Origin of the sequence: Pantoea sp. Acro-807 (genome assembly GCF_011752675.1) — a bacterium.
GTDB lineage: Bacteria > Pseudomonadota > Gammaproteobacteria > Enterobacterales > Enterobacteriaceae > Pantoea > Pantoea eucrina.
In genome coordinates this window covers 302483-328910 of the sequence record NZ_VWXE01000001.1, presented here as the reverse complement: position 1 = coordinate 328910, position 26428 = coordinate 302483, and the positions used below count along the sequence as shown (strand labels likewise).

Below are 26428 nucleotides of genomic sequence, written 5' to 3'. Positions count from 1 at the left end.
CGCAGAATTTAAAAAAGTGATTGTAGCGGCAGCGGAAAAAAAGGCACTGCCCTTTTCGTGCTTTTACTTTACGCCGTACACTACCCGCTTCCGACTAAAGGAGCTGACATGCAAGCCGATCTCTCACTTCATATTCGTCTTCAGCAGAAACTGTTTGCCGATCCGCGCCGTATTGAACTGCTGCGGCGGGTTGCTGAGACGGGGTCAATCAGTCAGGGTGCCCGGCTGGCGGGCATCAGTTATAAAAGCGCCTGGGACGCCATCAACGAGATGAACCAGCTGGCGGATGAGACGCTGGTTGAGCGGGCTACCGGCGGCAAAGGCGGCGGCGGCGCCCGTCTGACGCGCTATGGCACACGACTGATCCAACTGTTCGATCTGCTGGCGCAGATCCAGCAGAAAGCGTTTGATGCCCTGCAGCAGGATAACCTGCCGCTCGACAGCCTGCTGGCTGCGATTGCGCGCTTCTCGCTGCAGACCAGCGCGCGTAATCAGCTGTTTGCCACCGTGCGCAGCCGTGATAACCGGCCGGTGCAGCAGCATATTGAGGTGGTACTGGCCGATGGCGTGACCCCGGTTAACGTGGCGCTGACCGCGCGCAGCGCGCAGCGGCTGCAGCTGGTACCCGGAAAAGAGGTGCTGGTGCTGATTAAAGCGCCGTGGATCCGGCTCGGTGACGAAGGAGAACCCGGCGATAACGCCCTCTCTGCTCAGGTCAGCGCCATTGAAGAGGGAGAAGAGATGAGCGAAGTGCTGCTGACGCTGAGCGGTGGTGAAACGCTGTGCGCTACCCTGAGCGCAGCGCAGCTGGCGCAACAGCCGCTGCGGCCAGGCGACGCAGTCACCGCCTGCTTTAGCGCTGAACAGGCGATTATTGCCACGCTAATCTGACGCCTCTGCCCTGATTGACTTCCGTAGCAGCGGCCGTTACAACAGTAACAACGATGCACAAACCGGAATAAATCATGTCTTTATTGCAGATTTCGCAAGGCACATTTCATCTTAGTCACCATCGCGCGCTCAGCATTAACGCGCTGACCGTTCAGCGCGGTGAGAGCTGGGCCTTTGTTGGCGCTAACGGCAGCGGTAAATCTGCCCTGGCCCGGGTGCTGGCAGGTGAACTTAACGCGGGAAAAGGCCACTTCAGCAGCGATTTTCGCCGGCCGATCCGCCTCTCATTTGAGCAGCTGCAGCAGCTGGTGAGTGAGGAGTGGGAGCGCAATAACACCGATATGCTCAGCGAAGGGGAAGAGGATACCGGCCGCACCGCTGCAGAGATCGTCCAGGCGGACGTCAGCGATGAAGCCCGCTGCCGCGCGCTGGCGCAGCAGTTTGGTATCCAGGATTTGCTGGATCGCCGCTTTAAATATCTTTCTACCGGTGAAACCCGCAAAACTCTGCTTTGTCAGGCGCTGATGGCAGAGCCGGATCTGCTGATCCTTGATGAGCCGTTTGACGGGCTGGACGTCGCGTCGCGCGCCAGCCTCACCGCGCTGCTGCAGCAGCTGCATACGCAGGGCTATACGCTGGTGCTGGTGCTGAACCGGTTTGAAGATATCCCCGATTTCATTCAGCAGGCGGGCGTGCTGGCAGAGTGCACCCTGACCCACGCCGGTGACCGCAGGACGCTGCTGGCGGAAGCGCTGGTGGCCCAGCTGGCGCACAGCGAACGATTGCAGGGCATGGCGCTGCCGGAGGCAGATCGCCCCGATCTGCTGCCGGCGCTGGCCGTTGACACGCCACGCGTAATACTGCGTCATGGCAGGGTCGCCTATGATGATTGTCCTATCATCGATAACCTCAGCTGGCAGGTTAACGCCGGCGAACACTGGCAGATTACCGGGCCAAACGGCGCCGGCAAATCCACCCTGCTTAGCCTGGTGACCGGCGATCATCCGCAGGGCTACAGCAACGACTTAACGCTGTTTGGCATCCGGCGCGGCAGCGGCGAAACCATCTGGGATATTAAGCAGCATATCGGCTACGTCAGCAGCAGCCTGCACCTTGACTACCGGGTAAGCTGCAGCGTGCGCACCGTGGTGCTCTCCGGCTTTTTTGACTCGATTGGCCTTTACCAGGCCGTTTCAGAGCGGCAGAAAGCGCTGGCGCGTCAGTGGCTGGCGCTGCTCGGCATGGATAACGCGCTGGCAGATGCCCCTTTTCACAGCCTCTCCTGGGGTCAGCAGCGGCTGGTGCTGATTGCGCGCGCGCTGGTTAAACATCCCGCCCTGCTGATTCTGGATGAGCCGCTGCAGGGGCTGGACCCGATTAACCGTCAGCTGGTACGCCGCTTTACGGATGTGCTGATTGGTGAAGGCCGCACCCAGCTGCTGTTCGTCTCGCACCACGCTGAAGATGCGCCGCGCTGTATTACCCATCGCCTCAGCTTTGTCAAAACCCCACAGGGTTACTGTTATCAGCAGGAGGCGTTGCGCACGCCGCAGCCCTGACCGCGTTCTGCCCCGCTTACTCTGCCCTGCCGATCGCCTGCTCCGTCAGGCAGGCGACCGGTGCCTCACCTGCCAATGTAATCGCTACCACTAATCTGTGCTAAATTTGAATCCATCTGTTTCACAGGCCGCAAAATTAAGAATAAGCGACTTGTGTAAACGATACCATTTATCCAGACTTGATCACGCTTTTGCCTGCGGGCATATGCTAGTTTGAGCGCAGAAAACGTTTACTGTTTGCCGTTACCAGGACAAGTTATGCAAAAATTTAATCCGGTGGATCATCCGCATCGCCGCTATAACCCGTTAACCGATCAGTGGGTCCTGGTGTCACCGCACCGGGCGAAACGCCCGTGGCAGGGCGCGCAGGAGACGCCAGCGCGTGAGACGCTGCCGGCGCACGATCCCGACTGCTTCCTGTGCGCGGGCAATACCCGTATCACCGGTGATAAAAACCCTGATTATACCAACACCTATGTTTTCACTAACGACTTTGCTGCGCTGATGGAGGAGACCCCGGATGCACCGCAGAGCGACGACCTGCTGATGCGCTGTGAAAGCGCCCGCGGCACCAGCCGGGTGATCTGCTTTTCGCCCGATCACAGCAAAACGCTGCCGGAGCTGTCGCTGAGCAACCTTGAAGCCATTGTTGCGACCTGGCAGCAGCAGAGCGCTGAGCTGGGACAGCACTATCCGTGGGTGCAGGTGTTTGAGAACAAAGGCGCGGCCATGGGCTGCTCCAATCCGCATCCGCACGGTCAGATCTGGGCTAACAGCTTTCTGCCTAATGAAGCGCAGAAAGAGGATGATAACCAGCGCCGTTACTATGCCGAAAAAGGCACGCCGCTGCTGCTGGATTACGCGGCACGCGAGCAGCAGGACGGCAGCCGTACCGTCGTGGAGACGGCACACTGGATCGCCGTAGTACCGTGGTGGGCCGCCTGGCCGTTTGAAACCCTGCTGCTGCCAAAAACGCACGTAAGACGCCTGACCGAACTCAGCGCAGAGCAGAGCAGCGACCTGGCGCGCGCGCTTAAGCTGCTGACCAGCCGCTATGACAATCTGTTCCAGTGCTCATTCCCCTATTCGATGGGCTGGCACGGCGCGCCGTTTACCGAAGAGGCCGGCGATCACTGGCAGCTGCATGCGCACTTCTATCCACCGCTGCTGCGCTCGGCAACGGTGCGTAAATTTATGGTCGGCTATGAGATGCTGGCTGAAACCCAACGTGATTTAACGGCGGAGCAGGCAGCAGAACGTCTGCGCTCTGTCAGCGATATCCATTTTCGTGAGGCGCAATAAATGTCTTTGAAATCGACTACCCGGCAGCTGTTCGCTGACACCTTTGGTTATGCTGCCACCCATACCATTCAGGCGCCGGGCCGCGTCAATCTGATTGGTGAACACACCGATTACAACGACGGCTTTGTGCTGCCGTGCGCTATCGATTATCAGACGGTAATCGCCTGCGCACGCCGCGACGATCGCCAGGTCCGGGTGATCGCCATGGATTATGACAACCAGCAGGATAGCTTCTCGCTGGATGCGCCGATCGAACCGGTAAAAGAGCCGATGTGGGCCAACTATGTGCGCGGCGTGGTGAAACACCTGCAGCAGCGTGACGCCGGCACCGGCGGCGTGGATATGGTGATCAGCGGCAACGTGCCGCAGGGCGCCGGCCTCAGCTCCTCTGCGTCACTGGAAGTGGCCGTCGGCACGGTATTCCGTGAACTCTGGCAGCTGGATCTCGATGGCGCGGCGATTGCGGTCAACGGCCAGGAGGCGGAGAACCAGTTTGTTGGCTGTAACTGCGGCATTATGGATCAGCTGATTTCAGCACTCGGCAAACAGGATCACGCCATGCTGCTCGACTGCCGCACCCTGGCGACCCGTGCGGTGCCGATGCCGGACAACGTCGCCGTGGTTATTATCAACAGCAATTTCCGCCGCTCGCTGGTAGGCAGTGAATATAATACCCGCCGCGAGCAGTGTGAGACCGGCGCGCGCTTCTTTAACAAACCGGCGCTGCGCGACGTCACGCTGGAGGAGTTTGAAGCACGCGAGCATGAGCTGGATAAGCTGGTGGCGAAGCGCGTGCGTCATGTTATTACCGAAAACGCCCGGACGCTGGAAGCGGCCGACGCGCTGAGTCAGGGCGATCTTGAACGCATGGGCGAGCTGATGGCGGCTTCACACGCCTCTATGCGCGACGATTTTGAGATCACCGTGCCGGCAATCGATCAGCTGGTGGCGATTGTCAAACAGGAAGTGGGCCCGCACGGCGGCGTGCGCATGACCGGCGGCGGCTTTGGCGGCTGCATCGTGGCGCTGATGCCGGCAGAGCGGGTAGATCAGGTCAGAGCGGCCGTGGCGGAAAAATATGAAGCGCAGACCGGTATCAAAGAGACCTTCTACGTCTGCAAGGCCTCAGAGGGAGCGGGTCAATGGTAAGCGACGTCAACTCCCATGCGCCAGACGGACAGCCGTGGCGCATCACGGTGCTGCGCAACCGTCACGGCATGGTGGCCACCTTTATGGACTGGGGTGCCACCTGGCTTTCGGCGCGCGTGCCGATGCAGGATGGCAGCGTGCGTGAAGCGCTGCTGGGCTGCGCCACGCCGTCAGATTATCTGCATCAGGACGCCTATCTCGGCGCCACGATTGGCCGCTACGCCAACCGCATCGCGCAGGCTGAGCTAAAGACGCTTAATCTGAAGCTGGCTGCCAATCAGGGGCCGCATCAGCTGCACGGCGGGCCGGAAGGGTTTGACAAACGCCGCTGGCAGATTGTCAGCCAGAGCGACAGCAGCGTGCACTACCGGCTCGACTCGCCGGATGGCGATCAGGGCTATCCGGGTAATCTTATCGCCTCCGTGACCTATGAACTCACGGAGGATAATACGCTGGCGATCCGCTATCAGGCGGAGACCGATCGCGCCTGCCCGGTTAACCTGACAAATCACGCCTACTTTAACCTTGATGCGCATCATGGCGACGCCCGCCAGCATCGGTTACAACTGCAGGCAGATCGTTACCTGCCGGTAGACAGCGCGGGCATCCCCGCTGCGCCGCTGAAAGCCGTTGCGGCGACCAGCTTCGACTTCCGCCAGCCTAAGCGCGTGGCGGACGAGTTTCTGGCTGATGCCGATCAGCAGGCGGTCAAAGGCTACGATCACGCGTTTTTACTGAACGCGGCAGGCGACATTACGCAGTGTGCCGCCGGGCTATGGTCCGCTGACGGCGCGCTGCAGCTCAGCGTGTTTACCACGGCACCTGCGCTGCAGTTCTATACCGGCAACTACCTGGCGGGAACGCGCGCCCGCGAGCAGGAGAGCTATACTGCTTTCCAGGGCATTGCGCTGGAGAGTGAATTTTTACCCGATTCGCCTAACCATAGCGAGTGGCCGCAGCCCGATTGCTGGCTGCAACCCGGTGACATCTGGCGCTCAGAGACGCGGTATCGCTTTACGGCACACTGAGACGACGGCTGAAAAACGCGCACTGCGTATGCGACAGACTTACGCCGTGCGCCGTTTTCCGTTATGGTATGGCGCTATCAGTGTGCCGCCGCTTCAGGCGGCCGCAGCCGGGTTCATTACTAATCTACTTAAGCATTAAGGAGTAAAGCTATGGCCGTAACTAAGCTGGTTCTGGTCCGCCACGGCGAAAGCCAGTGGAATCAGGAAAACCGCTTCACCGGATGGTATGATGTGGATCTCTCTGACAAAGGTCGTACCGAAGCGAAAGCGGCGGGTCAGCTGCTGAAGAAAGAGGGCTTCGTGTTCGATTTCGCCTATACCTCCGTGCTGAAACGTGCCATCCACACCCTGTGGAACGTGCTGGATGAACTGGATCAGGCCTGGCTGCCGGTAGAGAAAACCTGGCGTCTGAATGAGCGTCACTACGGCGCACTGCAGGGGCTGGATAAAGCAGAAACCGCGGCTAAATATGGCGACGATCAGGTTAAACAGTGGCGTCGTGGTTTTGCCATTACTCCGCCAGAACTGGATCGCAGCGATGAGCGTTTCCCCGGCCATGATGCACGTTATAAATCACTGACCGATGCACAGCTGCCAACGACCGAAAGCCTGGCGCTGACCATTGATCGCGTCATCCCTTACTGGAACGAGACCATTCTGCCGCGCATCAAAAGCGGTGAGAAAGTTATCATCGCCGCACACGGTAACTCGCTGCGCGCACTGGTAAAATATCTCGATAACATGAGCGAAGATGAGATCCTCGAACTGAACATCCCGACCGGCGTGCCGCTGGTGTATGAGTTCGATGAAAACTTCAAGCCAATCAAACACTACTATCTGGGTGATGCCGATGAGATCGCAGCGAAAGCCGCGGCCGTGGCAAACCAGGGTAAAGCGAAGTAAACCTCCGCAGTAAACCTGAAGGCCAGACGTTTGTCTGGCCTTTTTTATGCGTCACGCTCAGCCGCTCAGCCGCGACGGGTACGGATCGCCTGCGCCAGCTGACGCAGCGCTGTTTCCGTATCTTCCCAGCCAATGCAGGCATCGGTTACGCTCTGGCCGTACACCAGCGGCTTCCCGCTCTCCAGGCTCTGATTGCCTTCCACCAGATGGCTCTCAATCATCACGCCGGTAATCGCCTGCTCGCCGCCGGCAATCTGCTGTGCCACATCTTCCGCCACAACCATCTGCCGCTGGAACTGCTTGCTGCTGTTGGCATGGCTGAAATCGATCATCACCTGCGGACGCAGGCCCGCTTTTTCCAGCCCGCTCTTCACTGCCGCAACGTGCTCAGCGCTGTAGTTTGGCTCTCTGCCGCCGCGCAGGATGATGTGGCAATCTTCATTGCCGCGCGTCTCAACGATAGCCGAGTGCCCATATTTGGTTACTGACAGGAAGCAGTGCGGCGCGCTGGCCGCGCCAATGGCGTCAATAGCGACTTTGATCGTGCCGTCGGTGCCATTTTTGAACCCTACCGGACAGGAGAGACCGGAAGAGAGTTCGCGATGCACCTGCGATTCGGTGGTGCGTGCACCGATGGCGCCCCAGCTCATCAGATCGGCCATATATTGCGGCGTGATCATATCCAGAAACTCGCCGGCAGCCGGCAGACCGGTGTCGTTGATATCCACCAGCAGCTTACGCGCCAGACGCAGTCCTTCATTAATCTGAAAGCTGCCATCCATATGGGGATCGTTAATCAGCCCTTTCCAGCCCACCGTGGTACGCGGCTTTTCAAAATAGACGCGCATGACCACTTCCAGCTCGCCGCTCAGCTCATCGCGCAGCGTCAGCAGGCGTGCAGCGTACTCTTTCGCCGCTGCCGTGTCGTGAATTGAGCAGGGACCGATCACCACCAGCAGGCGATCGTCCTCGCCATGCAAAATCCGGTGAATGGCCTGACGCGCCTGCGACACGGTCGCTGCCGCGCGCTCCGTTGCCGGATATTTCTCCAGCAGCGCTACCGGGGGAAGTAACTCTTTGATCTCTTTAATGCGTAAATCGTCGTTCTGGTAATCCATACTTATTCCATTCAGATTTTCGCCCTGCGTGCGCCGGACGTAACCCCTTCAATCTATCCCTTCAGCCGGCATGAGTAAATTAAGAGCGTTATGAAAATGCTTTTGTCTCATTTGCATTTATAGAGCCATAGACTAAGCTTTTTAAACGTAAGCACTGAGGAACGAGTCGCTTACACTATATATTTTTACGCCGAACACTCCTGACGAAATTTAATTTCGTTACGGCCCGCTTTTATCGTCACACAGCACCCGTGGGTGTCAAACGGCAACTATCCATTTATTACAGGAGCATAATGATGAATAAGTTTGCAATTGTTTTTCTGACGGCAGCAATGACTCTGGGTAGCGGTGCAGCGATGGCTGCAAGCAACAATGGACAGGCTAACGCATCAGCTGAAGCGGGTGCGGCAGCGGGCGGCGCAAAACAGAATCTGCCTCCGCACAATGTTGATAATAGCGATATCAACACCGGCAACACCAATACCAACGGCGCAGCAATGTCAGGCACGGAGTCAGGCGATATGTCTGCCAAAGAGGTGCACAAAAACACCATGTGTAAAGATGGCCGCTGCCCGGACATGAACAAAAAAGTCGAAACCAAATCGGGTAGCGACAATGTGAATACCAAAACCGACGGCACAACTCAGTAAGAGATGTCTCTGCGGTAATCAGGGCGAGCTCAGGCTCGCCCTTTATTTTTTCCGGCCCCGCTTTTCCGCTATGCTAACCGCCATGAAATTCACAGGAACGGTGACATGGCTACCCTACTGCTTATTGACGATCACCCGCTGGTTGAAGTCGCACTTCAGGCTGCCTGCCAGCACGCCCCTATTCCTCTGCAGCTCTATGCCGCCGCTGATGAATCTCAGGCACGCGCCTGCCTGCAGCAGCATAATATTGACGTCATTATTCTTGATATCGGCCTGCCGGATTGTGATGGCTTAGAGCTGCTGCGTCGCCTGCGCGCCCGCGATGCACAGCGCCCGGTGCTGATCTACTCTGCGCAGCAGAGCCGCCACACCTTACTGAGCGCCGCTTCGCTGGGGGCGGCAGGCTATGTGGTAAAAAGCCAGAGCATGGCTCAGCTGCTCAGCGCCATCCTTGCGGTGCTGGGGGGACAGCAGGCCTTTCCGCCGCTGCCGGAGCGTCTGGACCTGCCGCTGACGGAGAAAGAGCAGCAGATTGTGGCGCTGCTGGTGCGTGGCCTCTCTAACCTGCAGATTGGTGAGCAGCTGCATATCAGCAATAAAACCGTCAGCACGCATAAAAAAAATATCATGGCCAAGACCGGCGTGACCTCGGTGGTTGAGCTGGCTGAACTGTGGAAAGCGCAGCAGTGAAGCGGCTCTGGCTGCTCTGTTTGCTGCTGATGGCCAGCGCACGCGCTGAGCTGCTGCCCGCCAGCAGCGTCATGCTGCCTGCGGTTATGCCGGTGCCTCACGCTGCGCCACCGCCCGCCACGCAGCTGCGCGTGGCGGTGCCGGTGCAGAACAGCGCGCCCTGGTCGATGCGTATCGGCGATCGCCTGTGGGGCATTGATGCTGACTATCTCAGCGCCCTCAGCCAGCAGAGCGGCGTACGGTTTCAGCTGCAGGGCTACCCTGACCGGAGCGCGCAGCTGCAGGCGCTGAAGCGCGGTGAGGTGGATCTGGTTCTGACGACCGAAAGCGCGCCGCTGCCTGCCGGCACCTCGCTCAGCGCCAGCTGGTTCAGCACGCCGCTCCGTATTTACCGCAATCGCGCAAATCAGCGCGCGGTAATGTTTAACAGCGATAACGCTCAGCTGACGATTGCCGGCAGCACGCTGACGCAGCTGCCGCCGGAGCTGGCAGCCCGCCATCGCTGGCATCCGCTGGCCGGCAACTTACAGGCGCTCTACGCCCTGCTCAATCAGCAGAGTGATTATCTGGTCGCCGATGAAGCCAGCGCCGGCTTTCTGCTCAGCCAGCTGCAGCAGGGAGAGATCTACCAGATCACCGCCGATCCGGATGCGGTACTGACGCTGCGCACGATCGCCCGCGATCCGGCGCTGACAACATGGATCGATGCGCAGCTTCGCCTGCTGCCGGCGGAGTTCAGCCGGCAGGTTGCTCAGCGCTGGAGCCCGCCGCTGCCGCGCTATCAGGATACGCAGACGCTGATGCTCAGCCCGGCAGAGCAGCAGTGGCTGGCGGCGCATCCCGTTGTCACCTACGCCGCCGCGCCAGATAATGCCCCCTGGAGCTACCGGGACGCCAGCGGTAACGCGCGCGGCTTTGGTATTGACCTGCTTAATGCGCTGGGCCAGAGCACCGGCATCCGTTTCACGCCGCGCTGGGTCGCTAACCCGCAGCAGGCGCAGGCGCTGCTGGCACAGCAGGCGGTGATGCTTACGCTGCTGGAGCCTCTGGATACGCCCGATGCGGCCTCCACTACGCTTCCGGTATGGCGTGCTATCTGGGGCGTTTACAGCCGGATGCCGCTTGCGCCTGCCGACTGGTCCTCGCTGCAGGGCAAACGTCTTGGCGTACTGCGCGGCGATCTGGCCCGTCAGCTGCTGCCGCCGGGTATTACGCCACAGTGGTTTGACGACCGCACCCGGCTCTGGCAGGCGCTCGGCAGCGGACAGATTGATGCGCTGGTGGATAATGTGATCTCAGCACGCTGGCGGCTGGCCAGCCGCGATGACAGCGCGCTGCGTCTGGCGTTTGCCGCCAGCGATATCGCCTGGCCGATGGCGCCCCGGGTAACCCCGCAGCAGCCGCAGCTGCGCGCCCTGCTCGATCGCGCGCTGCAGCAGATACCGCCAGAAACGCTGAACCAGATGCGGGCAAGCTGGGCGCAGCCGCCGCAGCCCGGCAGCACGATGATGATGCGCAGCATACCAAAACTGCTGCTGTTTGCAGCGGCGCTGATTATTGCAGGGCTGCTGCTGCTGCAGCTGCGTCACGTGCTGCAGCAGCGGCGTGAACGGCGGCAGCGCGCAGAAGCGGAGCGCGCCAGTGCGGCTAAAAGCCAGTTTCTCGCGACCGTCAGTCATGAACTGCGCACGCCGATGCAGGCGATTCTTGGCCTGCTGGAGCTGGAACAGCAGCAGCATGTGCCCTCACGGGTCGCGCTGATGCACAGCAGCGCCCGCTCGCTAATGGCGCTGCTGAACGATTTGCAGGATCATGCGCGGATTGAGAATCAGAGTTTCCGCCTGAATCCGCACCCGCTGAATCTCTCCCGCTGGCTGCAGCAGCAGCGGCAGCTTTACCATCCGCTGATGCGCCCCGGCGGTCCGCAGCTGCGCGTAACGGCCCTGACGCCGCTGCCCGCCAGCGTGCTGCTGGATAGCGATCGCCTGCAGCAGGTCATTAATAACCTGGTGGCTAATGCACTGAAGTTCACCCGTGAAGGCGAAATAAGCCTTACGCTGGCGGCAGAGGAGCAGATTAGGCTTGTTGTGACGGACAGCGGCAGCGGCATTCCGCTCAGCGAACAGGCACACCTGTTTGAGCCATGGTATCAGGCGCCGTCTGGCCGGCGTCATGCGGTACAGGGCAGCGGTCTGGGGCTCTTTATCTGCCGGGAAATCGTACAGCGAATGGGCGGTACGCTGCAGCTGAGCTCTGCGCCGGGCCAGGGCACACGCGTCAGCGTAACGCTGCCGCTGACGCCCTGTGACATTGCGGATGCCGGCGACGATCCGGTCTGGCCGCGCTATCCGCAGCTGCGGGTGGCGATTGTTGACGATCATCCCGCTAATCTGCTGGTGCTGCAGCAGCAGCTGGCTGCTTTTGGCATTCAGGCTGAGACCTTTGATGCGGGACGCGCCCTGCTGCTCGCCGATGCCAGGCAGCCGTTTGATGTGCTGTTTATCGATCAGATGATGCCGCATCCCGATGGCCTGACGCTGCTGCGCATTCTGCGCCGCCGCCAGCGGCAACGACCACACCCTGCCCTGCGCGTGATCTGTTCCGCCGACGTGCAGCGCTTGCGCCTGCCTCTGCAGGCGCATGAGGCGCAGCTGGTGAAGCCCGTTACGCTGCAGGCGCTGGCCGCGCTGCTGGCGCAGGCGCAGTCCGATCCGCTGGCGCAGCTGCCGGCAACGCTGCAGCAGCTGGCTCAGCACGACGCCAGCTGGCTGCCGCGCATCTGTGAAACGCTGCAGCGCGCCGTTACGCAGGATCGCGATGCGCTGCTGCAGGCCAGCGGGCAGCGCGACTGGGCGGCGATTGAAAAAGCGGCTCACCGCCTGAAAGGCAGCTGGCTGATGCTGGGCATTGAAGATGCCGCCGGAGCGTGTCAGCAGCTGATTGACGCCGCGAAACAGCAGCAGCTCCATCCTGACACGCTCAATTTACTGATATTATTAACCAACAGGCTACTCAACCAACTGGAACGCTATGGCACACTCTCACTCTCACGGTGACCACAATGCTAATCGCACCCGCCTGGCGGCGGCGTTTAGCGTCACGGCACTGTTTATGCTGGCCGAAGTGATCGGCGGCCTTCTTTCAGGTTCACTGGCGCTGCTGGCCGACGCCGGACATATGCTGACCGACGCCGCCGCCCTGCTGATGGCGCTGCTGGCGGTGCAGTTTGCGCGCCGTAAACCCAATGCGCGGCATACCTTTGGCCTGCTGCGTCTGACCACCCTGGCGGCGTTTGTAAACGCGATTGCGCTGCTGGTGATCACCGTGCTGATTGTCTGGGAGGCGATCCGGCGTTTTACTCATCCGCAGCCGATTGAGGGCGGCCTGATGCTCGGTATCGCTATCGCCGGGCTGTTTGCTAACCTGCTTTCATTCTGGCTGCTGCATCGCGGCAGCGGCGAGAAAAATCTCAACGTGCGCGCCGCCGCGCTGCACGTCATGGGCGATCTGCTTGGTTCGGTGGGCGCCATTGCCGCCGCGGTTATCGTTATGCTTACCGGCTGGACGCCCATCGATCCGATTCTTTCACTGCTGGTTTCCGTGCTGGTGGTGCGCAGCGCCTGGGCGCTGCTGCGTGAAAGCCTGCATGAGCTGCTGGAGGGTGCACCGGTGAATATCAATATTGATAAGCTGGCGCGCGAGCTGAAGCTGAACATCGATGAGGTGCGTAACGTTCACCATATTCACCTGTGGCAGGTGGGAGAGAAGCCAGTGCTTACGCTGCATGTTCAGGTGGTGCCGCCGTACGATCACGACGGCCTGCTGCGAAAAATTCATCACTATCTGCATCAGCACTATCAGATTGAACATGCCACGGTGCAGATGGAGTATCAGGCGTGCAGCCTGCCCGACTGCGCGCTCGGTTCAGAACACGCCGCTGATGACGATCATCATGCGGTGCTGGACGGACACGCGCATCATCATCACTAACCCGCCAGCGCACGTGAGCCCTGCTCGCGTGCGCTCTGTATCCACAGACGCGAGCCGTTCAGCGCAATCAGCGTGAGAATGGCGTACTCCAGCGACATCGCATATACCCCCTGCCGGGCAAAAATCATCACGCTAATGACGTTGATGACCACCCACAGCAGCCAGTTTTCGACATATTTACGCGTCATCAGAATCATTGCCACGACAGAGAGCACCATCATGCAGGAATCCCAGAAGGGAAACGCGTCAGGCTGCAGCTGCGGCATGCTGACCTGCAGGCCGATTCCCTGCATGATCTGCACTGCGCTGCGGGTAAGGAAGCCAAACACCACATCGATATAGCGCGTCATCAGCGCAATCGCAATAACGCAGGCGGCGCCCCATGCCAGCGCTTTCGGCAGCGACAGCCAGCGAATTTTTAACGCGCGCTCATGGTCACTGGTTTGCCGGCTCCATGCGTACCAGCCATAGAGATTGGCGACAAAGAAAAAAAGCTGCAGCAGCAGGCTGGCATAGAGCTGGATCTGAAAGAAAATCACCGCAAACAGCGTGACGTTGATCAGACCAAACAGGTAATTACTGATTTTTTCCTGGCTTGCCAGCCAGATACAGAGCAGCCCGGCCAGCGTGCCGAACGCTTCAATCCATGAGAGGTCGTATCCGCCGGTGCCCAGAGGGATATGTACCAGGATATTTTGCGTGCTGAAAATGTCCATTACTGGCTCCTGTGCCTGAAATGCAGGGTGCGTAAAAGAGCGGTTCGCCTGCCGCCGATCCGGTGGCGCACTACCGCATCAGTGTTTTATGTAATTAACAACAGAAGCCACGAAAATACTACAAAGCATAATAAATCGCTATTTAGTTTTTTATACTAAACAACCGGCGCACCCGGCTCTTTACCTGCCCGCTCCAGCTCCAGCAAAAACGCCTTAACCGGCAGGCCACCGGCAAAGCCGGTCAGTTTGCCGTTGCTGCCAATGACGCGGTGGCATGGAGCCATAATAGAGAGCGGGTTTTTGCCGTTGGCAGCCCCCACCGCGCGTACGGCTTTGGGATGCCCAATCTGCTCGGCTATCTGCCGGTAGCTGCGCGTCTCTCCAAATGGGATGGTCAGCAGGGCGGCCCATACCTTTTGCTGGAACGGCGTGCCGTACGGGTCGTAGCTCAGGGTAAAACGCTGCCGGGTGCCGGCAAAATACTCCTGCAGCTGACGCTCCGCCTCGCACAGCACCGGGTGCGACTCGTTACGTGACAGCGGCGTCAGCGGCACGCGCTGCGATCCTTCATTTTCCCACAGCACGGCTGCCAGGCCTTTATCGCTGGCAATCAGCGTCAGCTCGCCGACCGGCGTCACGATGGTTTTAGTATGGTACATAACAGATCTCCGCAGTGGATGACTCCCGACTATTATTGCATTAATCGCGCCGCAAACTGGCTGTTTTCGGACAGGCACATAAACTGATTAGCTGTCCGAAAGCAGCGTGTTTCCGCACCCGGACTGCGCCATGATGCCCTTTATTTACCGGAGAAGACGATGCTTGATCCTGAAATTGCTTACCAGGCGCTGACGTCGCGCGACAGTCGCTTTGACGGGCTGCTCTACGTGGGCGTAACCTCAACCGGTATTTACTGTCGTCCTGTCTGTCCGGTGCGCAAACCGCTGCTGAAAAACTGCCGCTTTTTTCATAACGCAGAAGCAGCGGAAAAGGCGCGCTTTCGCCCGTGCCTGCGCTGCCGCCCGGAGCTGGCGCCGGGATTTGCGCCGGTAGATAACCATCACCGCATTGCCGATCGTCTGATCCGTCGCGTTGAAGAGGGCATGCTGGAGGAGCAGACCTCGCTGGCAGATATTGCCGGTGAGTTCTTTCTGAGTGAACGTCAGCTGCGGCGCGTTATTCAGCAGGAGCTGGGCGTTTCGCCGCTGGAGCTGCGTCAGACGCGGCGTATGCTGCTGGCCAAACAGCTGCTGACCGAAACCGCGCTGCCCGTAACGGAGATCGCTTACGCCAGCGGCTTTCGCAGCCTGCGCCGCTTTAATGATGTGTTTCAGGCGCGCTATCACATGACGCCTTCCGCGCTGCGTAAGCGGAGCCAGCCGGAAGGCGCTGCGCTGCCACAGCAGAGCGCCACCCTGCAGCTGAGCTACCGTCCACCCTATGACTGGGCGGCGATGCTGGAGTTTCTTGAAGCGCACGTCATGAAGCAGGCTGAGTGGGTGGCCGATGGCGCTTATCACCGCACCGTCGCGCTGGGCGGCTGTCGCGGCTGGGTGCGCGTCAGCGCCCTGCCCGATAAGCATGCGCTGCAGGTTGAGTTCACTACCACACTGACGCCGGTGCTGCCTGCCCTGCTGCGCCGGCTGCGCGATCTGTTCGATCTGGATGCTCAGCCGCAGGCGGTGAGCGAGCTACTGGGCCGCGATCCGCTGCTGGCAGAGAGCCTGGCGCGCCACCCGGGCCTGCGCGTGCCCGGCGCATTCGATGCGTTTGAGTTAAGCGTGCGCGCGATTCTCGGCCAGCAGGTTACGGTAAAAGCGGCTGTAACGCTCAGCAGCCGTCTGACGGAGCGCTTTGGCGAGCCGCTGGAGACGCCCTGGCCAGCGCTCTCCCGCCTCTCTCCGGACGCGGCCACGCTGGCAGCAGCAACGGTCGATGATATTGCGGTGCTCGGCATAGTCAGCGCCCGTTCAAATGCGATTATCGCACTGGCCCACGCCTGCGCCAGCGGCGCGCTGCGCTTTAACGGATCTCTGCCGCCGGATACCGTACAGCAGCAGCTGCTGGCGCTGAAGGGGGTCGGCCCGTGGACCGCCAGCTATATCGCCATGCGGGCGCTACGCTGGCCTGATGCTTTCCCGAAAGAGGATATCGCTATCCGTAATAATCTCGGTGGCGTAACGGCCAGAGAGGCAGAGCAGCTATCGCAGGTCTGGCGGCCATGGCGCAGCTATGCCGTGCAGCATATCTGGAAAAGCCTGATGCCCGAAAAAGCCTCCCGGAAAAAGCCGGCACGGTAGCGGCCAGGGCGCCATAAATGGCGCCCCTGCGGATAGATGGGCATATTCCGTCAACGCAAACGCATTACCGCTCCTCATACCCGTAGGGGTCGCATTAATGCGGACCTGGCGTGTTAATGCGACCCTGACGCGTTCATTAACCATCGGGGGTTATACGCGGCCAGGACGCCATAAATGGCGCCCCTACGTATGGATGGGCATATTCCGTCAATGCATTACCGCTCCCCATACCCGTAGGGGTCGCATTAATGCGACCCTGGTGTATTAATGCGCGTCTGTGGGGGGGCATTACCGTACTGCGGAAAACGAAAAAAGCGCCCGTTGGGCGCTTTTTTCTGAATCTGGTGGGTCGTGCAGGATTCGAACCTGCGACCAATTGATTAAAAGTCAACTGCTCTACCAACTGAGCTAACGACCCGCTGTGGAAGCGGCTTACAACTTTAAACTTGATGGTGGGTCGTGCAGGATTCGAACCTGCGACCAATTGATTAAAAGTCAACTGCTCTACCAACTGAGCTAACGACCCATCAAGGTTGTGAAGCTAACTGAAGAACCCGCCTGAACCTGTGGTTGAGATGGTGGGTCGTGCAGGATTCGAACCTGCGACCAATTGATTAAAAGTCAACTGCTCTACCAACTGAGCTAACGACCCATCTTCAGCGTCGCCGATACGCATTTACATATGTCCCGGCAACGGCGGCATATATTACTGATTTAGCGGGAGGGCGCAACCCTTATTTTCCCGCAGATAGCTCAACTGCTTACCTTTCAGGCGGCAAGACCAGAAATCAGGCGAAATCTGGTCTTTTTCGTACAAATTACAATCCGGCCAGCCGCTTTTGCGCCTGCTTTGCTGACTCACTATCCGGGAACTGCTTGATCACCTGCTGATAAACCGCTTTGGCTTTTGCCGTGTCTTTTTTATCCTGCATGATCACGCCAACCTTAAACAGCGCTTCCGCCGCTTTCGGTGATTTGGGATAGTTCTTCACCACCGTGGCAAAATAGTAAGCCGCATCGTCCTTCTTGCCTTTGTTGTAATGCAGCTGCCCCAGCCAGTAGTTGGCATTTGGCTGATAGGTAGAGTCAGGATACTTCTTCACCCATGCCTGCAGTGCAGAGATAGCCTGATCGTACTGCTTCTTCTCCAGAATCAGCGCGACGGCAGCGTTGTAATCGGTATTTGCATCGCCGGTTTGTGCAGGTGCGGCAGCCGTATTACTGCTACCCGCATCAGCGTTTCCCGCTGCGGCACCAGCAGCATCAGCGTTACCGCCGCTCTGTGCAGCGGACTGGCTGCTGCTTAACGTGTCGAGCTGCTGGTAAAGCTGCTTCTGACGCTCAACCGCCTGGTTAAGCTGATAGCTGTTCTGCTGGATCTGCCCGCGCAGGGAATCGATGTCGCTCTGATTATCGCTCATCTGCTGCTGTAACTGCTGCAGCAGCTGCGCCTGAGCATTGGAGATACGTTCAAGAGTGGTGACACGGTCTTCGACCGAGCCTGAGCCAACGCTACTGATTGACGCCTGGGCATTAGCGGCCCAGGGGGCCGCTACGCCAACCAGTAACGACAGACCCGCAAGGGATAGTCTGAAGTTACTAATCATATGATTCTCTTAGTAAACCAGTACGGCACGACGGTTTTTAGCATACGCTGATTCGTCATGGCCCAGTACGGCTGGTTTCTCTTTACCGTAAGATACGATAGACATCTGATCGGCAGAGACGCCTTTGCCCTGCAGATACATTTTCACTGCGTTAGCACGACGCTCGCCCAGCGCGATGTTGTACTCTGGCGTGCCACGCTCATCCGCATGACCTTCAATAGTCACTTTGTAAGACGGGTTGCCGCGCAGGAAAGCTGCGTGCTGATCCAGCATCTGAGCATAGTCAGACTGCACGTCATACTTGTCCAGACCGAAGTAAACGATGTTGTTCTGCTGCAGCTGCTGCATCTGCAGACGCGCCTGCTCGTCAGAAGACATGTTGCCGCCGTTCATGCCAGCGCCAGAGCCCGCACCGTACGCACCATCAGCACCCATACCGGACTGATCGTTGTTGTTGTTTTTGTGTGAGCTACAAGCAGCGACTGCAATCACTGGCAGAGCCAGCATTAAACCCTTCAGCATTTTGTTCAGTTGCATTTCTTTATCCTATTATTTTGTTTGCCATACATTGACTCCCCCGCCGACGAGGCAAGGGAGCGATGCATCACAGATACGGCGACCAGGCAGGTGATTTTACCTGTCCATCAGTTGCCGGAAGACGCGCTTTGAAACGCCCGTCAGTTGAAACCAGCTGCAGCACGGATCCCATCCCCTGAGTAGAGCTGTAGATAACCATGGTGCCGTTTGGTGCCAGACTTGGCGTTTCATCCAGGAACGTGTCCGTTAACGTCTGAACGGCTCCCGTTTCCAGATCCTGTTTGGCGACGTGCTGCGCGCCACCGGCGCTGCTGATCATCACCATGGTTTTACCGTCGGTCGACACATCCGCATCCTGGTTCTGTTTGCCTTCCCAGGTAATACGCTGTGGCGCGCCGCCGTTAACACCGACTTTATAAATCTGCGGTGCACCCGCCTGATCCGAGGTATACGCCAGGGTCTGGCTATCCGGGAACCAGGTTGGCTCAGTGCTGTTATAGCGGCCGTCTGTTACCTGACGGATCTGACCTGAGCCCAGGTCCATTACATAGAGATTCAGGCTGCCCGTTTTAGAGAGGGCGAAAGCCAGCTTAGAACCATCCGGTGAGAACGATGGTGCACCGTTGTGACGCGGGAAGGAGGCAACCTGACGAATAGCGCCATTTGCCAGCGTCTGGATCACCAGCGCTGATTTGCCACTCTCAAACGTAACGTAGGCCAGTTTGCTGCCGTCAGGTGACCAGGCCGGTGACATCAGCGGCTGCGGTGAACGGTGTACCACAAACTGGTTGTAACCATCGTAGTCAGACACGCGCAGCTCATACGGGAACTGGCCGCCGTTGGTCTGCACAACATAAGCGATACGGGTGCGGAATGCGCCTTTAATGCCGGTCAGCTTCTCAAAGACTTCGTCACTGGCGGTATGCGCCGCATAGCGCAGCCACTGTTTTGTTACTTTGAAGGAGTTTTGTGCCAGTACGCTGCCCGGTGCACCCCCGGTGTCGACCAGCTGATAGGCGACCTGATAGCTGCCATCGGCGTTAGGTGAGACCTGACCGACCACCACGGCATCAATACCCAGCGCGCTCCATGCGGCAGGCTGAACTTCCTGCGCACTGCCGGGCTGCTGCGGCAGACGTGAGCGATCCAGCGGATTAAATTTACCACTGTTGCGCACGTCAGCTGCCACAATACCGCCGACATCTTCTGGCGCCGCGCCAGGTCCGGCCCATTTAAACGGTACTACACCAATCGGACGGGCAGTGTTAACGCCCTGCGTAATTTCAATGCGTACTTCTGCGTGCAGCACAGCGGCCCACAGCAGTACAAAAAAACCTAAGGTTACACGAAGTGCCTGCTTCATCTTATCTCCCTTACCTGAACCTGAGTTCACGATAATTCGCACAGTTCCTGAAAAAACACGAGTATTTTATAGAATACGGCAAGCTAACCTTAGTTCAACCTGCCGTACGTTACTGCATTATTGCGGCCTGAAACGCATTGGTGCGTTTTTAAACACTTCATACACCGCCTGCGAAGGTGGCTTAGGAATACGCGCCTGCTTCGCAGCGGCAATGGCAGCCTGGCAAAGTGCCGGATCGCCCCCTTCCGATTTCACATCAATCAGCAGCCCATCGGGTGCCAGCTTAATACGTAAATCGCAGCTCTTACCGCGATAGAGATCGGCATCATAGAAGCGGCTTTGGATGGCGCTGGTGATCTGGCCCAGATAGGCGTTGACCTCAGCACCCGATGCACCCGCTTTCTTCTGATTGCCCTGCCCTGCTGCACCACCGCCGCCGGCTGCAGCGCCACTCTTCGGCGCGTTTTTACCGGAGGAGAGGCCGCCCAGCAGATCGTCAACATCGCTTTCGCCCTGCGCGGCTTCAGCAGCAGCCTTTTTCTTCGCGTCCGCGGCTGCTTTGGCTTTCGCCGCTGCATCTGCTTTTGCTTTAGCGGCTGCATCCGCTTTCGCTTTGGCAGCGGCGTCTGCTTTCGCTTTTGCCTCAGCGGCCGCCTTCTCTTTAGCCGCTTCAGCTGCTTTCTCTTTAGCAGCTTCCGCAGCTTTCTCCTTCGCCGCCTCTGCTGCTTTCTCTTTGGCTTCCTGCGCAGCTTTGGCTTTCGCCTCTGCCGCTGCTTTAGCTTTGGCATCGGCCGCTGCCTGCGCTTTCGCTTCCGCCTGCGCTTTGGCTTTCGCCTCAGCTGCCGCTTTCGCCTGCTCTGCCGCTTTCTCTTTTGCAGCATCCGCTGCCGCTGCTTTCGCCTGCTCTTCTGCCTGTTTCTTCGCCTCGGCAGCAGCCTGCTTCGCTTCAGCCGCTGCGGTTGCTTTCGCTTCTGCTGCTGCTTTAGCGCGCGCGTCTGCTTCTGCTTTCGCATCCGCTTTCGCCTGTGCGGCAGCGGCTTCAGCCGCTTTTTGCTGCTCCTGAGCCTGCTTTGCAGCCGTTTCGGCCGCTTTCTGCTGCTCAGCCTGCTGTTTAGCCTGCTCTTTCGCTTCCTGCTGCGCCTGCAGCCGCTCTTTTTCCAGCGCTTTCAGACGCTGCTGCTCGGCGGCCTGCTTCTGCTGTAGCTCTTCCGCCTGCTGCTGCGCCTGCTTTTTCCGCTGCTGTTCCGCACGCTGGCTGTCGCTCTGCTGATTTTGCTGACGATTATATTGTTCAACCACAGCCCCGGGATCGACCATGACGGCATCAATATCGCTACCGCCGCCGCCGCCGCTCGCTTCAATATGTTCGTTGAACGAGCTCCAGATCAGCAGCGCAATCAGCACGATGTGCAGCGCCACCGAAACGATAATTGCGCGTTTCAACTTCTGGTTCTGTTCGGTTGCCTTCGACACTCTCGGTTCCCAAAAACAAGTCGCGTTAAATCGGCTGCGTCATCAGACCGACTGATTTGACGCCAGCCTGATGAAGCAGGTTCAGCGCTTTAATGATTTCGTCGTAAGGCACATCTTTGGCCCCGCCAATCAGAAACACGGTTTTAGGATTGGCTTCAATACGACGCTGCGCTTCACTCACAACCTGCTCAGGCGGCAGCTGGGTCATACGATCGTGATCCACCACCAGGCTGTATTGTCCTACACCGGCCACTTCAACAATTACCGGCGGATTATCATCGCTGGCAACCGTTTTGGAGTCAGTGGCGTCCGGCAGATCAACTTCCACGCTCTGCGTAATGATTGGCGCGGTTGCCATAAAGATAAGCAGCAGCACCAGCAGCACATCGAGCAGCGGAACAATGTTGATTTCCGACTTAAGATCGCGGCGTCCGCGACCACGGGTTCTGGCCATCGTAAACCTCGACTTACTTCGTATTGTCGCTAGAGAAAGCCTGACGATGCAGGATAGCCGTGAACTCTTCCATAAAGTTATCGTAACCCTGCTCCAGCTTGTTGACGCGCTGGTTCAGACGGTTATAGGCCATGACCGCCGGGATCGCGGCAAACAGGCCGATCGCGGTGGCGATCAGCGCTTCTGCGATACCCGGTGCCACCATCTGCAGCGTGGCCTGCTTGACTGCGCCCAGCGCGATGAAAGCGTGCATGATCCCCCATACGGTACCAAACAGACCGATATAGGGACTGATTGAACCCACGGTACCGAGGAAAGGAATGTGGGTTTCCAGCGCTTCCAGCTCGCGGTTCATAGAGATACGCATGGCGCGGCTGGCGCCCTCGACCACCGCTTCCGGCGCATGGCTGTTTACGCGATGCAGGCGGGCAAACTCTTTAAAGCCGGCGTAGAAAATTTGTTCCGAACCGCCCAGCTCATCACGACGCCCCTGGCTCTCCTGATAGAGACGCGAGAGTTCGATACCGGACCAGAACTTATCTTCAAACGCGTCCGCTTCGCGTCCTGCCGCATTCAGAATGCGCGTACGCTGGATGATGATTGCCCAGGAGGCAATAGAAAAGCCGATCAAAATCAACATGATAAGTTTGACCAGAAGGCTCGCCTTCAGGAACAAATCAAGAACATTCATGTCAGTCACTGCTTGAACTCCGCGACAATAGACTTGGGAAGCGCAATCGGCTTCATCAGGTGTGGGTTAATGCAGGCGATCAGGACATCCGCCTCGTTGAGCACCCTGCCTTCAGCATTGACGATACGCTGGGTGAAGGTCATGGTTGCGCGGGTCATTGAGGTCACTTCGGTCTGTATCTCCAGAAGGTCATCAAGGCGAGCCGCGGCAATGAACTCCACTGTCATGCGCCGTACCACAAATGCGACCTGCTCTTCTAACAGGACGTGTTGATTGAAATGGCGCTGACGCAGCATTTCGGTACGTGCTCGTTCATAAAAAGCAAGATAGCTGGCGTGGTAAACCACACCTCCGGCATCGGTATCTTCATAGTAGACCCGCACCGGCCAGCGAAACAGCGTTGTACTCACTCTACATCCCGGTCTCATTTTTAAACGTTGCTACTATACGCAAGAGCGATCCGCTTGGGAATGGTCCGCCAGAGCCAGAAGAAAATAATTATCTGACGGTAACAACCAGAAGGAATTACTCAACATTTCCTGACCTGATGCTGACAAAAGTCCTGGTCTGCAGTCAGGCGAGTGTGCCGTTAACAGGCACAAAAAAAGGGCCCGTCCGGACCCCTTTATTACCCCATGCTACCGGCCAGCATGCTGACCGATCAGGCGTTGTCATCCTGTGCACGGTTTGCATCTCTCTGCTCCAGCGCCAGGGCGGTGATCACACCTAATGCGCAGGCCAGCAGCGTGCCGAGGATCCAGGCAAAATACCACATGCAAAAGCTCCTTAATCAGTAGAGAGAGTGCGTGTTGCGTTCAATATCATCTTGGGTAATGCGACCGAACATTTTGTAGTAGCACCAGCTGGTGTAGGCCAGAATGATCGGCACAAAGATGAGTGCGGCGATGGTCATAATCTTCAGCGTCAGCAGGCTGGAGGTGGCATCCCAGAGGGTCAGGCTGCTACCCGGCACGGTGCTGGAGGGCATGATAAACGGGAACAGCGCAATACCGGCGGTCATGATGACGCAGGCCAGCGTCAGGGAAGAGAAGATGAATGCCCAGGCGCCCCGCTCGCCGCGCGAACAAAGTAGTGTAAGCAGCGGCAGAACAGCGCCCAGCAGCGGAAACGCCCACAGCAGCGGCATCTGCTCAAAATTACGCAGCCAGGCACCCGCCTCGCGCACCACCTCTTTGCCCAGTGGATTAGAGGCTGCGTGGTGATCGATAACGCTTTTCACTACATAGCCGTCAAGGCCATATTTTACCCACAAGCCCGCCAGCACAAAGGCGATGAGCATCACCAGCGCCCCCGCCTGCGCCGCGCTGCGCGCACGTAAATGCAGCTCACCGCAGGTGCGCATCTGCAGATAGGTGGCGCCCTGGGTCAGGATCATCGCCACGCTGATGACTCCCGCCAGCAGGCCAAATGGATTGAGCAGCTGGAAGAAATTGCCGGTATAGAACAGACGCAGATAGCTATCTGCATGAAACGGCACCCCCTGCAGCAGATTGCCAAAGGCAACGCCTATCACCAGCGGCGGAACAAAACTGCCGGCAAAGATGCCCCAGTCCCACACGGCACGCCAGCGCCTGTCTTCAATTTTGGATCGATAATCAAAACCCACCGGGCGAAAAAAGAGCGAGGCGAGCACCAGAATCATGGCGACATAGAAACCAGAGAAGGCGGCGGCATAGACCATGGGCCAGGCGGCAAACAGCGCACCGCCAGCCGTGATCAGCCAGACCTGATTGCCGTCCCAGTGCGGTGCAATCGTGTTGATCATAATACGGCGCTCGGTGTCGCTGCGTCCGAGCACGGGCGTCAGCATACCGACCCCCATATCAAAACCGTCCGCCACGGCAAAGCCGATCAGCAGTATGCCAATCAGCAGCCACCAGACAAAACGTAACACTTCGTAGTCAAACATGGTTGCTCTCCTTTAGCCGCGCTCTGGCTGCGTAGCGATCTGCACTGATTCATTGTGATAGCGGCCGGTTTTCAGGCTGCCCGGCCCCAGGCGGGCAAACCGGAACATCAGATACATCTCTGCCACCAGAAACAGCGTGTAGAGTCCGCAAATCAGCGTCATCGAAAACAGCACGTCTCCCACGGTCAGCGAAGAGTTCGCTACGGCGGTGGGTAACACTTCACCGATTGCCCACGGCTGACGCCCGTACTCCGCAACAAACCAGCCCGCCTCGATAGCGATCCACGGCAGCGGAATGCCATACAGTGCGGCTTTCAGCAGCCAGCGCTGCTGACCGATCCGGTCGCGGACTACGCTCCAGAATGAGAGGGCAATAATCGCCAGCAACAGCGCGCCGCACAGCACCATGATACGGAAGGCAAAATAGAGCGGCGCCACGCGCGGAATGGCGTCTTTCACCGCCTGTTGTATCTGCGCTTCGCTGGCATCGGTGACCGTCGGGGTGTAGCGCTTAAGCAGCAGGCCGTAGCCAAGATCCTGCTTGCTGGCTTCAAACGCGCGGCGGACTTCCGGGTCCTGATTGCCGCTGCGCAGCGCATTGAGCAGGCCATACGCTTTGATGCCGTTACGGATCCGCACCTCATGCTGCGCCTGCAGTTCTTTCAGGCCGGTAACGGGTTTATCCACTGAGCGCGTGGCGATAAGGCCAAGCAGATACGGAATCTGAATCGCATATTTGTTCTCCTGCGTCTCCTGATTCGGTATACCAAATAGCGTAAAGGCGGCGGGTGCCGGCTGGGTCTCCCACTCCGCCTCGATTGCAGCCAGTTTGGTTTTCTGGACATCCCCCATCTCGTAGCCCGACTCATCGCCGAGTACAATCACCGAGAGCACCGCCGCCATGCCAAAACTGGCCGCAATGGCAAAGGAGCGGCGGGCAAACGCCACATCACGCCCTTTAAGCAGATACCAGCCGCTGATCCCCAGAACAAACATGGCGCCAGCGGTATAGCCCGCCGCCACAGTATGCACAAATTTCACCTGTGCGACCGGGTTAAGCACCAGCTCTGAAAAGCTCAGCATTTCCATACGCATGGTTTCAGCGTTGAATGCTGCGGCGATGGGATTTTGCATCCAGCCATTGGCCACCAGGATCCAGAGCGCAGAGAGGTTGGATCCCAGCGCCACCAGCCAGGTGACCGCCAGATGCTGAACTTTGCCCAGCCGATCCCAGCCAAAGAAAAACAGGCCAACAAAGGTGGATTCAAGAAAGAACGCCATTAATCCTTCAATGGCCAGCGGTGCCCCGAAAATATCGCCGACGTAATGGGAGTAATAGGACCAGTTAGTGCCGAACTGAAACTCCATGGTGAGTCCGGTGGCCACGCCCAGCGCAAAGTTGATGCCAAACAACTTGCCCCAGAATTTGGTCATATCTTTATAAATCTGTTTGCCCGACAGCACGTAGACGGTTTCCATGATCGCCAGCAGAAACGCCATACCCAGCGTTAATGGTACGAACAGAAAGTGGTACATCGCCGTCAGGGCAAACTGTAAGCGCGACAGCTCGACAATATCTAACATGAGAACTCCTTGCTCTTCGCATGCCGCTGTGTTGCCGGACGGTAAACGGCGCAACAGCGTGCAGGAACGGCTGATTATTAATTCCGGTTTTATTACCCGCAGATAGCGCAATCTGCGGCCCGAAATGAGCGAGTAATAGTGGTGATAATTCCCTGAAAATATCGCCTCACATTTCTGTCATGCAGGCGTCAGCGTCAGATGCCACAATATTGATCCGGGGGCATACGACTCAGACGGCTGTTATCCGTGGCAAAACTGTGATTTGATGCAGCGCAATTTATACCGGCCGGGTTGTTTTTAGCCAGCAGTAAAGTTTGCTATAACACGCTATTATTTGATCTGGATTAAGATATAAAGTTTACGAATATGTAGCCTGAAAGAGTTGTTAAAGCGATGTCAAAAGCTGCCGCGTTTAATTAAAATTACGATTACCTTTTCTGTGAGTTATTAACTTTAAAATCCGCCGCGCAGGATAATAAATAAAAACCGCTAC

The 26428-nt window shown here is 58.1% G+C and carries 24 protein-coding genes and 3 tRNA genes; 11 read left to right on the top strand and 16 right to left on the bottom strand.

All coding sequences use genetic code 11. From position 1 onward, the window contains the following. Positions 1-108: 108 nt before the first annotated feature. From modE to gpmA, 6 genes are all read left to right on the top strand, one after another. Positions 109-891: a molybdenum-dependent transcriptional regulator gene (gene modE, locus F3J39_RS01620; protein WP_071668998.1), complete on the top strand. Its 783-nt coding sequence runs from the start codon at positions 109-111 to the stop codon at positions 889-891. A gap of 74 nt (positions 892-965) precedes the next feature. Continuing rightward, positions 966-2450 carry a molybdate ABC transporter ATP-binding protein ModF gene (gene modF / locus F3J39_RS01615; protein WP_071668997.1) on the top strand — a complete coding sequence of 495 codons (1485 nt, stop codon included), beginning with the start codon at positions 966-968 and terminating at the stop codon, positions 2448-2450. A gap of 258 nt (positions 2451-2708) precedes the next feature. After that, positions 2709-3752: a galactose-1-phosphate uridylyltransferase gene (gene galT / locus F3J39_RS01610; protein ID WP_108569701.1), complete on the top strand. Its 1044-nt coding sequence runs from the start codon at positions 2709-2711 to the stop codon at positions 3750-3752. Beyond that, positions 3753-4901, top strand: coding sequence for a galactokinase (gene galK, locus F3J39_RS01605; protein WP_094112180.1), 1149 nt, complete (start codon positions 3753-3755; stop codon positions 4899-4901). Further along, the gene (galM, locus tag F3J39_RS01600) at positions 4895-5929 is read left to right on the top strand and encodes a galactose-1-epimerase (RefSeq protein WP_104084675.1); all 1035 of its coding nucleotides are present in this window, start codon (positions 4895-4897) and stop codon (positions 5927-5929) included. Before galK ends, galM begins: the two co-directional genes overlap by 7 nt. A 150-nt stretch (positions 5930-6079) precedes the next feature. Next, on the top strand, positions 6080-6832 hold the full coding sequence (gpmA, locus tag F3J39_RS01595) for a 2,3-diphosphoglycerate-dependent phosphoglycerate mutase (RefSeq protein ID WP_104084674.1): 753 nt from the start codon (positions 6080-6082) through the stop codon (positions 6830-6832). Between the two features lie 65 nt (positions 6833-6897). On the opposite strand, the gene aroG is transcribed toward gpmA, so the two are convergent. Next, entirely contained in the window at positions 6898-7950 is a 1053-nt protein-coding gene (gene aroG / locus F3J39_RS01590) for a 3-deoxy-7-phosphoheptulonate synthase AroG (RefSeq protein ID WP_039383273.1), read from the bottom strand. A 296-nt stretch (positions 7951-8246) separates the two neighbouring features. On the opposite strand from aroG, the gene F3J39_RS01585 reads away from it, so the two are divergent. The 4 genes from F3J39_RS01585 (at position 8247) to zitB (ending at position 13280) form a co-directional block, all read left to right on the top strand. Then, positions 8247-8600, top strand: coding sequence for a YbgS-like family protein (locus F3J39_RS01585; protein WP_211049159.1), 354 nt, complete (start codon positions 8247-8249; stop codon positions 8598-8600). Positions 8601-8705: 105 nt separating this feature from the next. Further along, entirely contained in the window at positions 8706-9290 is a 585-nt protein-coding gene (locus F3J39_RS01580) for a response regulator transcription factor (protein ID WP_039383269.1), read from the top strand. Continuing rightward, complete coding sequence (locus F3J39_RS01575; RefSeq protein WP_166713777.1) at positions 9272-12346, top strand: ATP-binding protein; 3075 nt, start codon at positions 9272-9274, stop codon at positions 12344-12346. The genes F3J39_RS01580 and F3J39_RS01575 overlap by 19 nt, the downstream gene beginning before the upstream one ends. Then, positions 12321-13280 carry a CDF family zinc transporter ZitB gene (gene zitB / locus F3J39_RS01570; RefSeq protein ID WP_039383263.1) on the top strand — a complete coding sequence of 320 codons (960 nt, stop codon included), beginning with the start codon at positions 12321-12323 and terminating at the stop codon, positions 13278-13280. The genes F3J39_RS01575 and zitB overlap by 26 nt, the downstream gene beginning before the upstream one ends. Here the strand turns inward: zitB and pnuC are convergent. Beyond that, on the bottom strand, positions 13277-13996 hold the full coding sequence (gene pnuC / locus F3J39_RS01565) for a nicotinamide riboside transporter PnuC (RefSeq protein WP_166713776.1): 720 nt from the start codon (positions 13994-13996) through the stop codon (positions 13277-13279). The genes zitB and pnuC overlap by 4 nt on opposite strands. 155 nt (positions 13997-14151) lie before the next feature. Further along, positions 14152-14655 carry a methylated-DNA--[protein]-cysteine S-methyltransferase gene (locus F3J39_RS01560; RefSeq protein WP_166713775.1) on the bottom strand — a complete coding sequence of 168 codons (504 nt, stop codon included), beginning with the start codon at positions 14653-14655 and terminating at the stop codon, positions 14152-14154. Positions 14656-14814: 159 nt separating this feature from the next. Between F3J39_RS01560 and F3J39_RS01555 the strand changes: the two genes are divergently transcribed. Next, on the top strand, positions 14815-16296 hold the full coding sequence (locus F3J39_RS01555; RefSeq protein ID WP_039383254.1) for an AlkA N-terminal domain-containing protein: 1482 nt from the start codon (positions 14815-14817) through the stop codon (positions 16294-16296). A 342-nt stretch (positions 16297-16638) separates the two neighbouring features. Here the strand turns inward: F3J39_RS01555 and F3J39_RS01550 are convergent. The 13 genes from F3J39_RS01550 to cydA form a co-directional block, all read right to left on the bottom strand. Then, positions 16639-16714 (bottom strand) — tRNA-Lys (locus F3J39_RS01550). A gap of 32 nt (positions 16715-16746) precedes the next feature. Then, a tRNA-Lys gene (locus F3J39_RS01545) sits at positions 16747-16822 on the bottom strand. A 50-nt stretch (positions 16823-16872) separates the two neighbouring features. Continuing rightward, positions 16873-16948: transfer RNA gene (locus F3J39_RS01540), tRNA-Lys, on the bottom strand. Between the two features lie 166 nt (positions 16949-17114). Then, positions 17115-17903, bottom strand: a complete 789-nt coding sequence (cpoB, locus tag F3J39_RS01535) for a cell division protein CpoB (protein WP_071668993.1) — start codon at positions 17901-17903, stop codon at positions 17115-17117. Positions 17904-17912: 9 nt separating this feature from the next. After that, positions 17913-18440 (bottom strand): peptidoglycan-associated lipoprotein Pal, encoded by a 528-nt coding sequence (pal, locus tag F3J39_RS01530; protein ID WP_039383250.1) that lies wholly within the window; start codon positions 18438-18440, stop codon positions 17913-17915. A gap of 67 nt (positions 18441-18507) precedes the next feature. Next, positions 18508-19803: a Tol-Pal system beta propeller repeat protein TolB gene (gene tolB / locus F3J39_RS01525; protein ID WP_039383247.1), complete on the bottom strand. Its 1296-nt coding sequence runs from the start codon at positions 19801-19803 to the stop codon at positions 18508-18510. Positions 19804-19920: 117 nt separating this feature from the next. After that, on the bottom strand, positions 19921-21276 hold the full coding sequence (gene tolA, locus F3J39_RS01520) for a cell envelope integrity protein TolA (protein WP_039383246.1): 1356 nt from the start codon (positions 21274-21276) through the stop codon (positions 19921-19923). Positions 21277-21301: 25 nt separating this feature from the next. After that, the gene (gene tolR / locus F3J39_RS01515; protein WP_039383244.1) at positions 21302-21730 is read right to left on the bottom strand and encodes a colicin uptake protein TolR; all 429 of its coding nucleotides are present in this window, start codon (positions 21728-21730) and stop codon (positions 21302-21304) included. 13 nt (positions 21731-21743) lie between these two features. Beyond that, positions 21744-22430 (bottom strand): Tol-Pal system protein TolQ, encoded by a 687-nt coding sequence (gene tolQ, locus F3J39_RS01510; protein ID WP_039383242.1) that lies wholly within the window; start codon positions 22428-22430, stop codon positions 21744-21746. Beyond that, on the bottom strand, positions 22427-22831 hold the full coding sequence (gene ybgC, locus F3J39_RS01505) for a tol-pal system-associated acyl-CoA thioesterase (protein WP_039383240.1): 405 nt from the start codon (positions 22829-22831) through the stop codon (positions 22427-22429). Before ybgC ends, tolQ begins: the two co-directional genes overlap by 4 nt. A gap of 251 nt (positions 22832-23082) precedes the next feature. Beyond that, positions 23083-23196, bottom strand: a complete 114-nt coding sequence (gene cydX, locus F3J39_RS01500) for a cytochrome bd-I oxidase subunit CydX (RefSeq protein WP_071668990.1) — start codon at positions 23194-23196, stop codon at positions 23083-23085. Between the two features lie 15 nt (positions 23197-23211). Then, positions 23212-24351, bottom strand: coding sequence for a cytochrome d ubiquinol oxidase subunit II (gene cydB, locus F3J39_RS01495; RefSeq protein WP_039383238.1), 1140 nt, complete (start codon positions 24349-24351; stop codon positions 23212-23214). Positions 24352-24363: 12 nt separating this feature from the next. Continuing rightward, on the bottom strand, positions 24364-25935 hold the full coding sequence (gene cydA / locus F3J39_RS01490; protein WP_094111659.1) for a cytochrome ubiquinol oxidase subunit I: 1572 nt from the start codon (positions 25933-25935) through the stop codon (positions 24364-24366). Between the last annotated feature and the right edge of the window lie 493 nt (positions 25936-26428).

Coding starts and splice junctions, on each gene's coding strand:
- modE (WP_071668998.1), top strand. CDS start 109: ATGCAAGCCGATCTCTCACTTCATATTCGTCTTCAGCAGAAACTGTTT.
- modF (WP_071668997.1), top strand. CDS start 966: ATGTCTTTATTGCAGATTTCGCAAGGCACATTTCATCTTAGTCACCAT.
- galT (WP_108569701.1), top strand. CDS start 2,709: ATGCAAAAATTTAATCCGGTGGATCATCCGCATCGCCGCTATAACCCG.
- galK (WP_094112180.1), top strand. CDS start 3,753: ATGTCTTTGAAATCGACTACCCGGCAGCTGTTCGCTGACACCTTTGGT.
- galM (WP_104084675.1), top strand. CDS start 4,895: ATGGTAAGCGACGTCAACTCCCATGCGCCAGACGGACAGCCGTGGCGC.
- gpmA (WP_104084674.1), top strand. CDS start 6,080: ATGGCCGTAACTAAGCTGGTTCTGGTCCGCCACGGCGAAAGCCAGTGG.
- aroG (WP_039383273.1), bottom strand. CDS start 7,950: ATGGATTACCAGAACGACGATTTACGCATTAAAGAGATCAAAGAGTTA.
- F3J39_RS01585 (WP_211049159.1), top strand. CDS start 8,247: ATGAATAAGTTTGCAATTGTTTTTCTGACGGCAGCAATGACTCTGGGT.
- F3J39_RS01580 (WP_039383269.1), top strand. CDS start 8,706: ATGGCTACCCTACTGCTTATTGACGATCACCCGCTGGTTGAAGTCGCA.
- zitB (WP_039383263.1), top strand. CDS start 12,321: ATGGCACACTCTCACTCTCACGGTGACCACAATGCTAATCGCACCCGC.
- pnuC (WP_166713776.1), bottom strand. CDS start 13,996: ATGGACATTTTCAGCACGCAAAATATCCTGGTACATATCCCTCTGGGC.
- F3J39_RS01560 (WP_166713775.1), bottom strand. CDS start 14,655: ATGTACCATACTAAAACCATCGTGACGCCGGTCGGCGAGCTGACGCTG.
- F3J39_RS01555 (WP_039383254.1), top strand. CDS start 14,815: ATGCTTGATCCTGAAATTGCTTACCAGGCGCTGACGTCGCGCGACAGT.
- cpoB (WP_071668993.1), bottom strand. CDS start 17,903: ATGATTAGTAACTTCAGACTATCCCTTGCGGGTCTGTCGTTACTGGTT.
- pal (WP_039383250.1), bottom strand. CDS start 18,440: ATGCAACTGAACAAAATGCTGAAGGGTTTAATGCTGGCTCTGCCAGTG.
- tolB (WP_039383247.1), bottom strand. CDS start 19,803: ATGAAGCAGGCACTTCGTGTAACCTTAGGTTTTTTTGTACTGCTGTGG.
- tolR (WP_039383244.1), bottom strand. CDS start 21,730: ATGGCCAGAACCCGTGGTCGCGGACGCCGCGATCTTAAGTCGGAAATC.
- cydX (WP_071668990.1), bottom strand. CDS start 23,196: ATGTGGTATTTTGCCTGGATCCTCGGCACGCTGCTGGCCTGCGCATTA.
- cydB (WP_039383238.1), bottom strand. CDS start 24,351: ATGTTTGACTACGAAGTGTTACGTTTTGTCTGGTGGCTGCTGATTGGC.
- cydA (WP_094111659.1), bottom strand. CDS start 25,935: ATGTTAGATATTGTCGAGCTGTCGCGCTTACAGTTTGCCCTGACGGCG.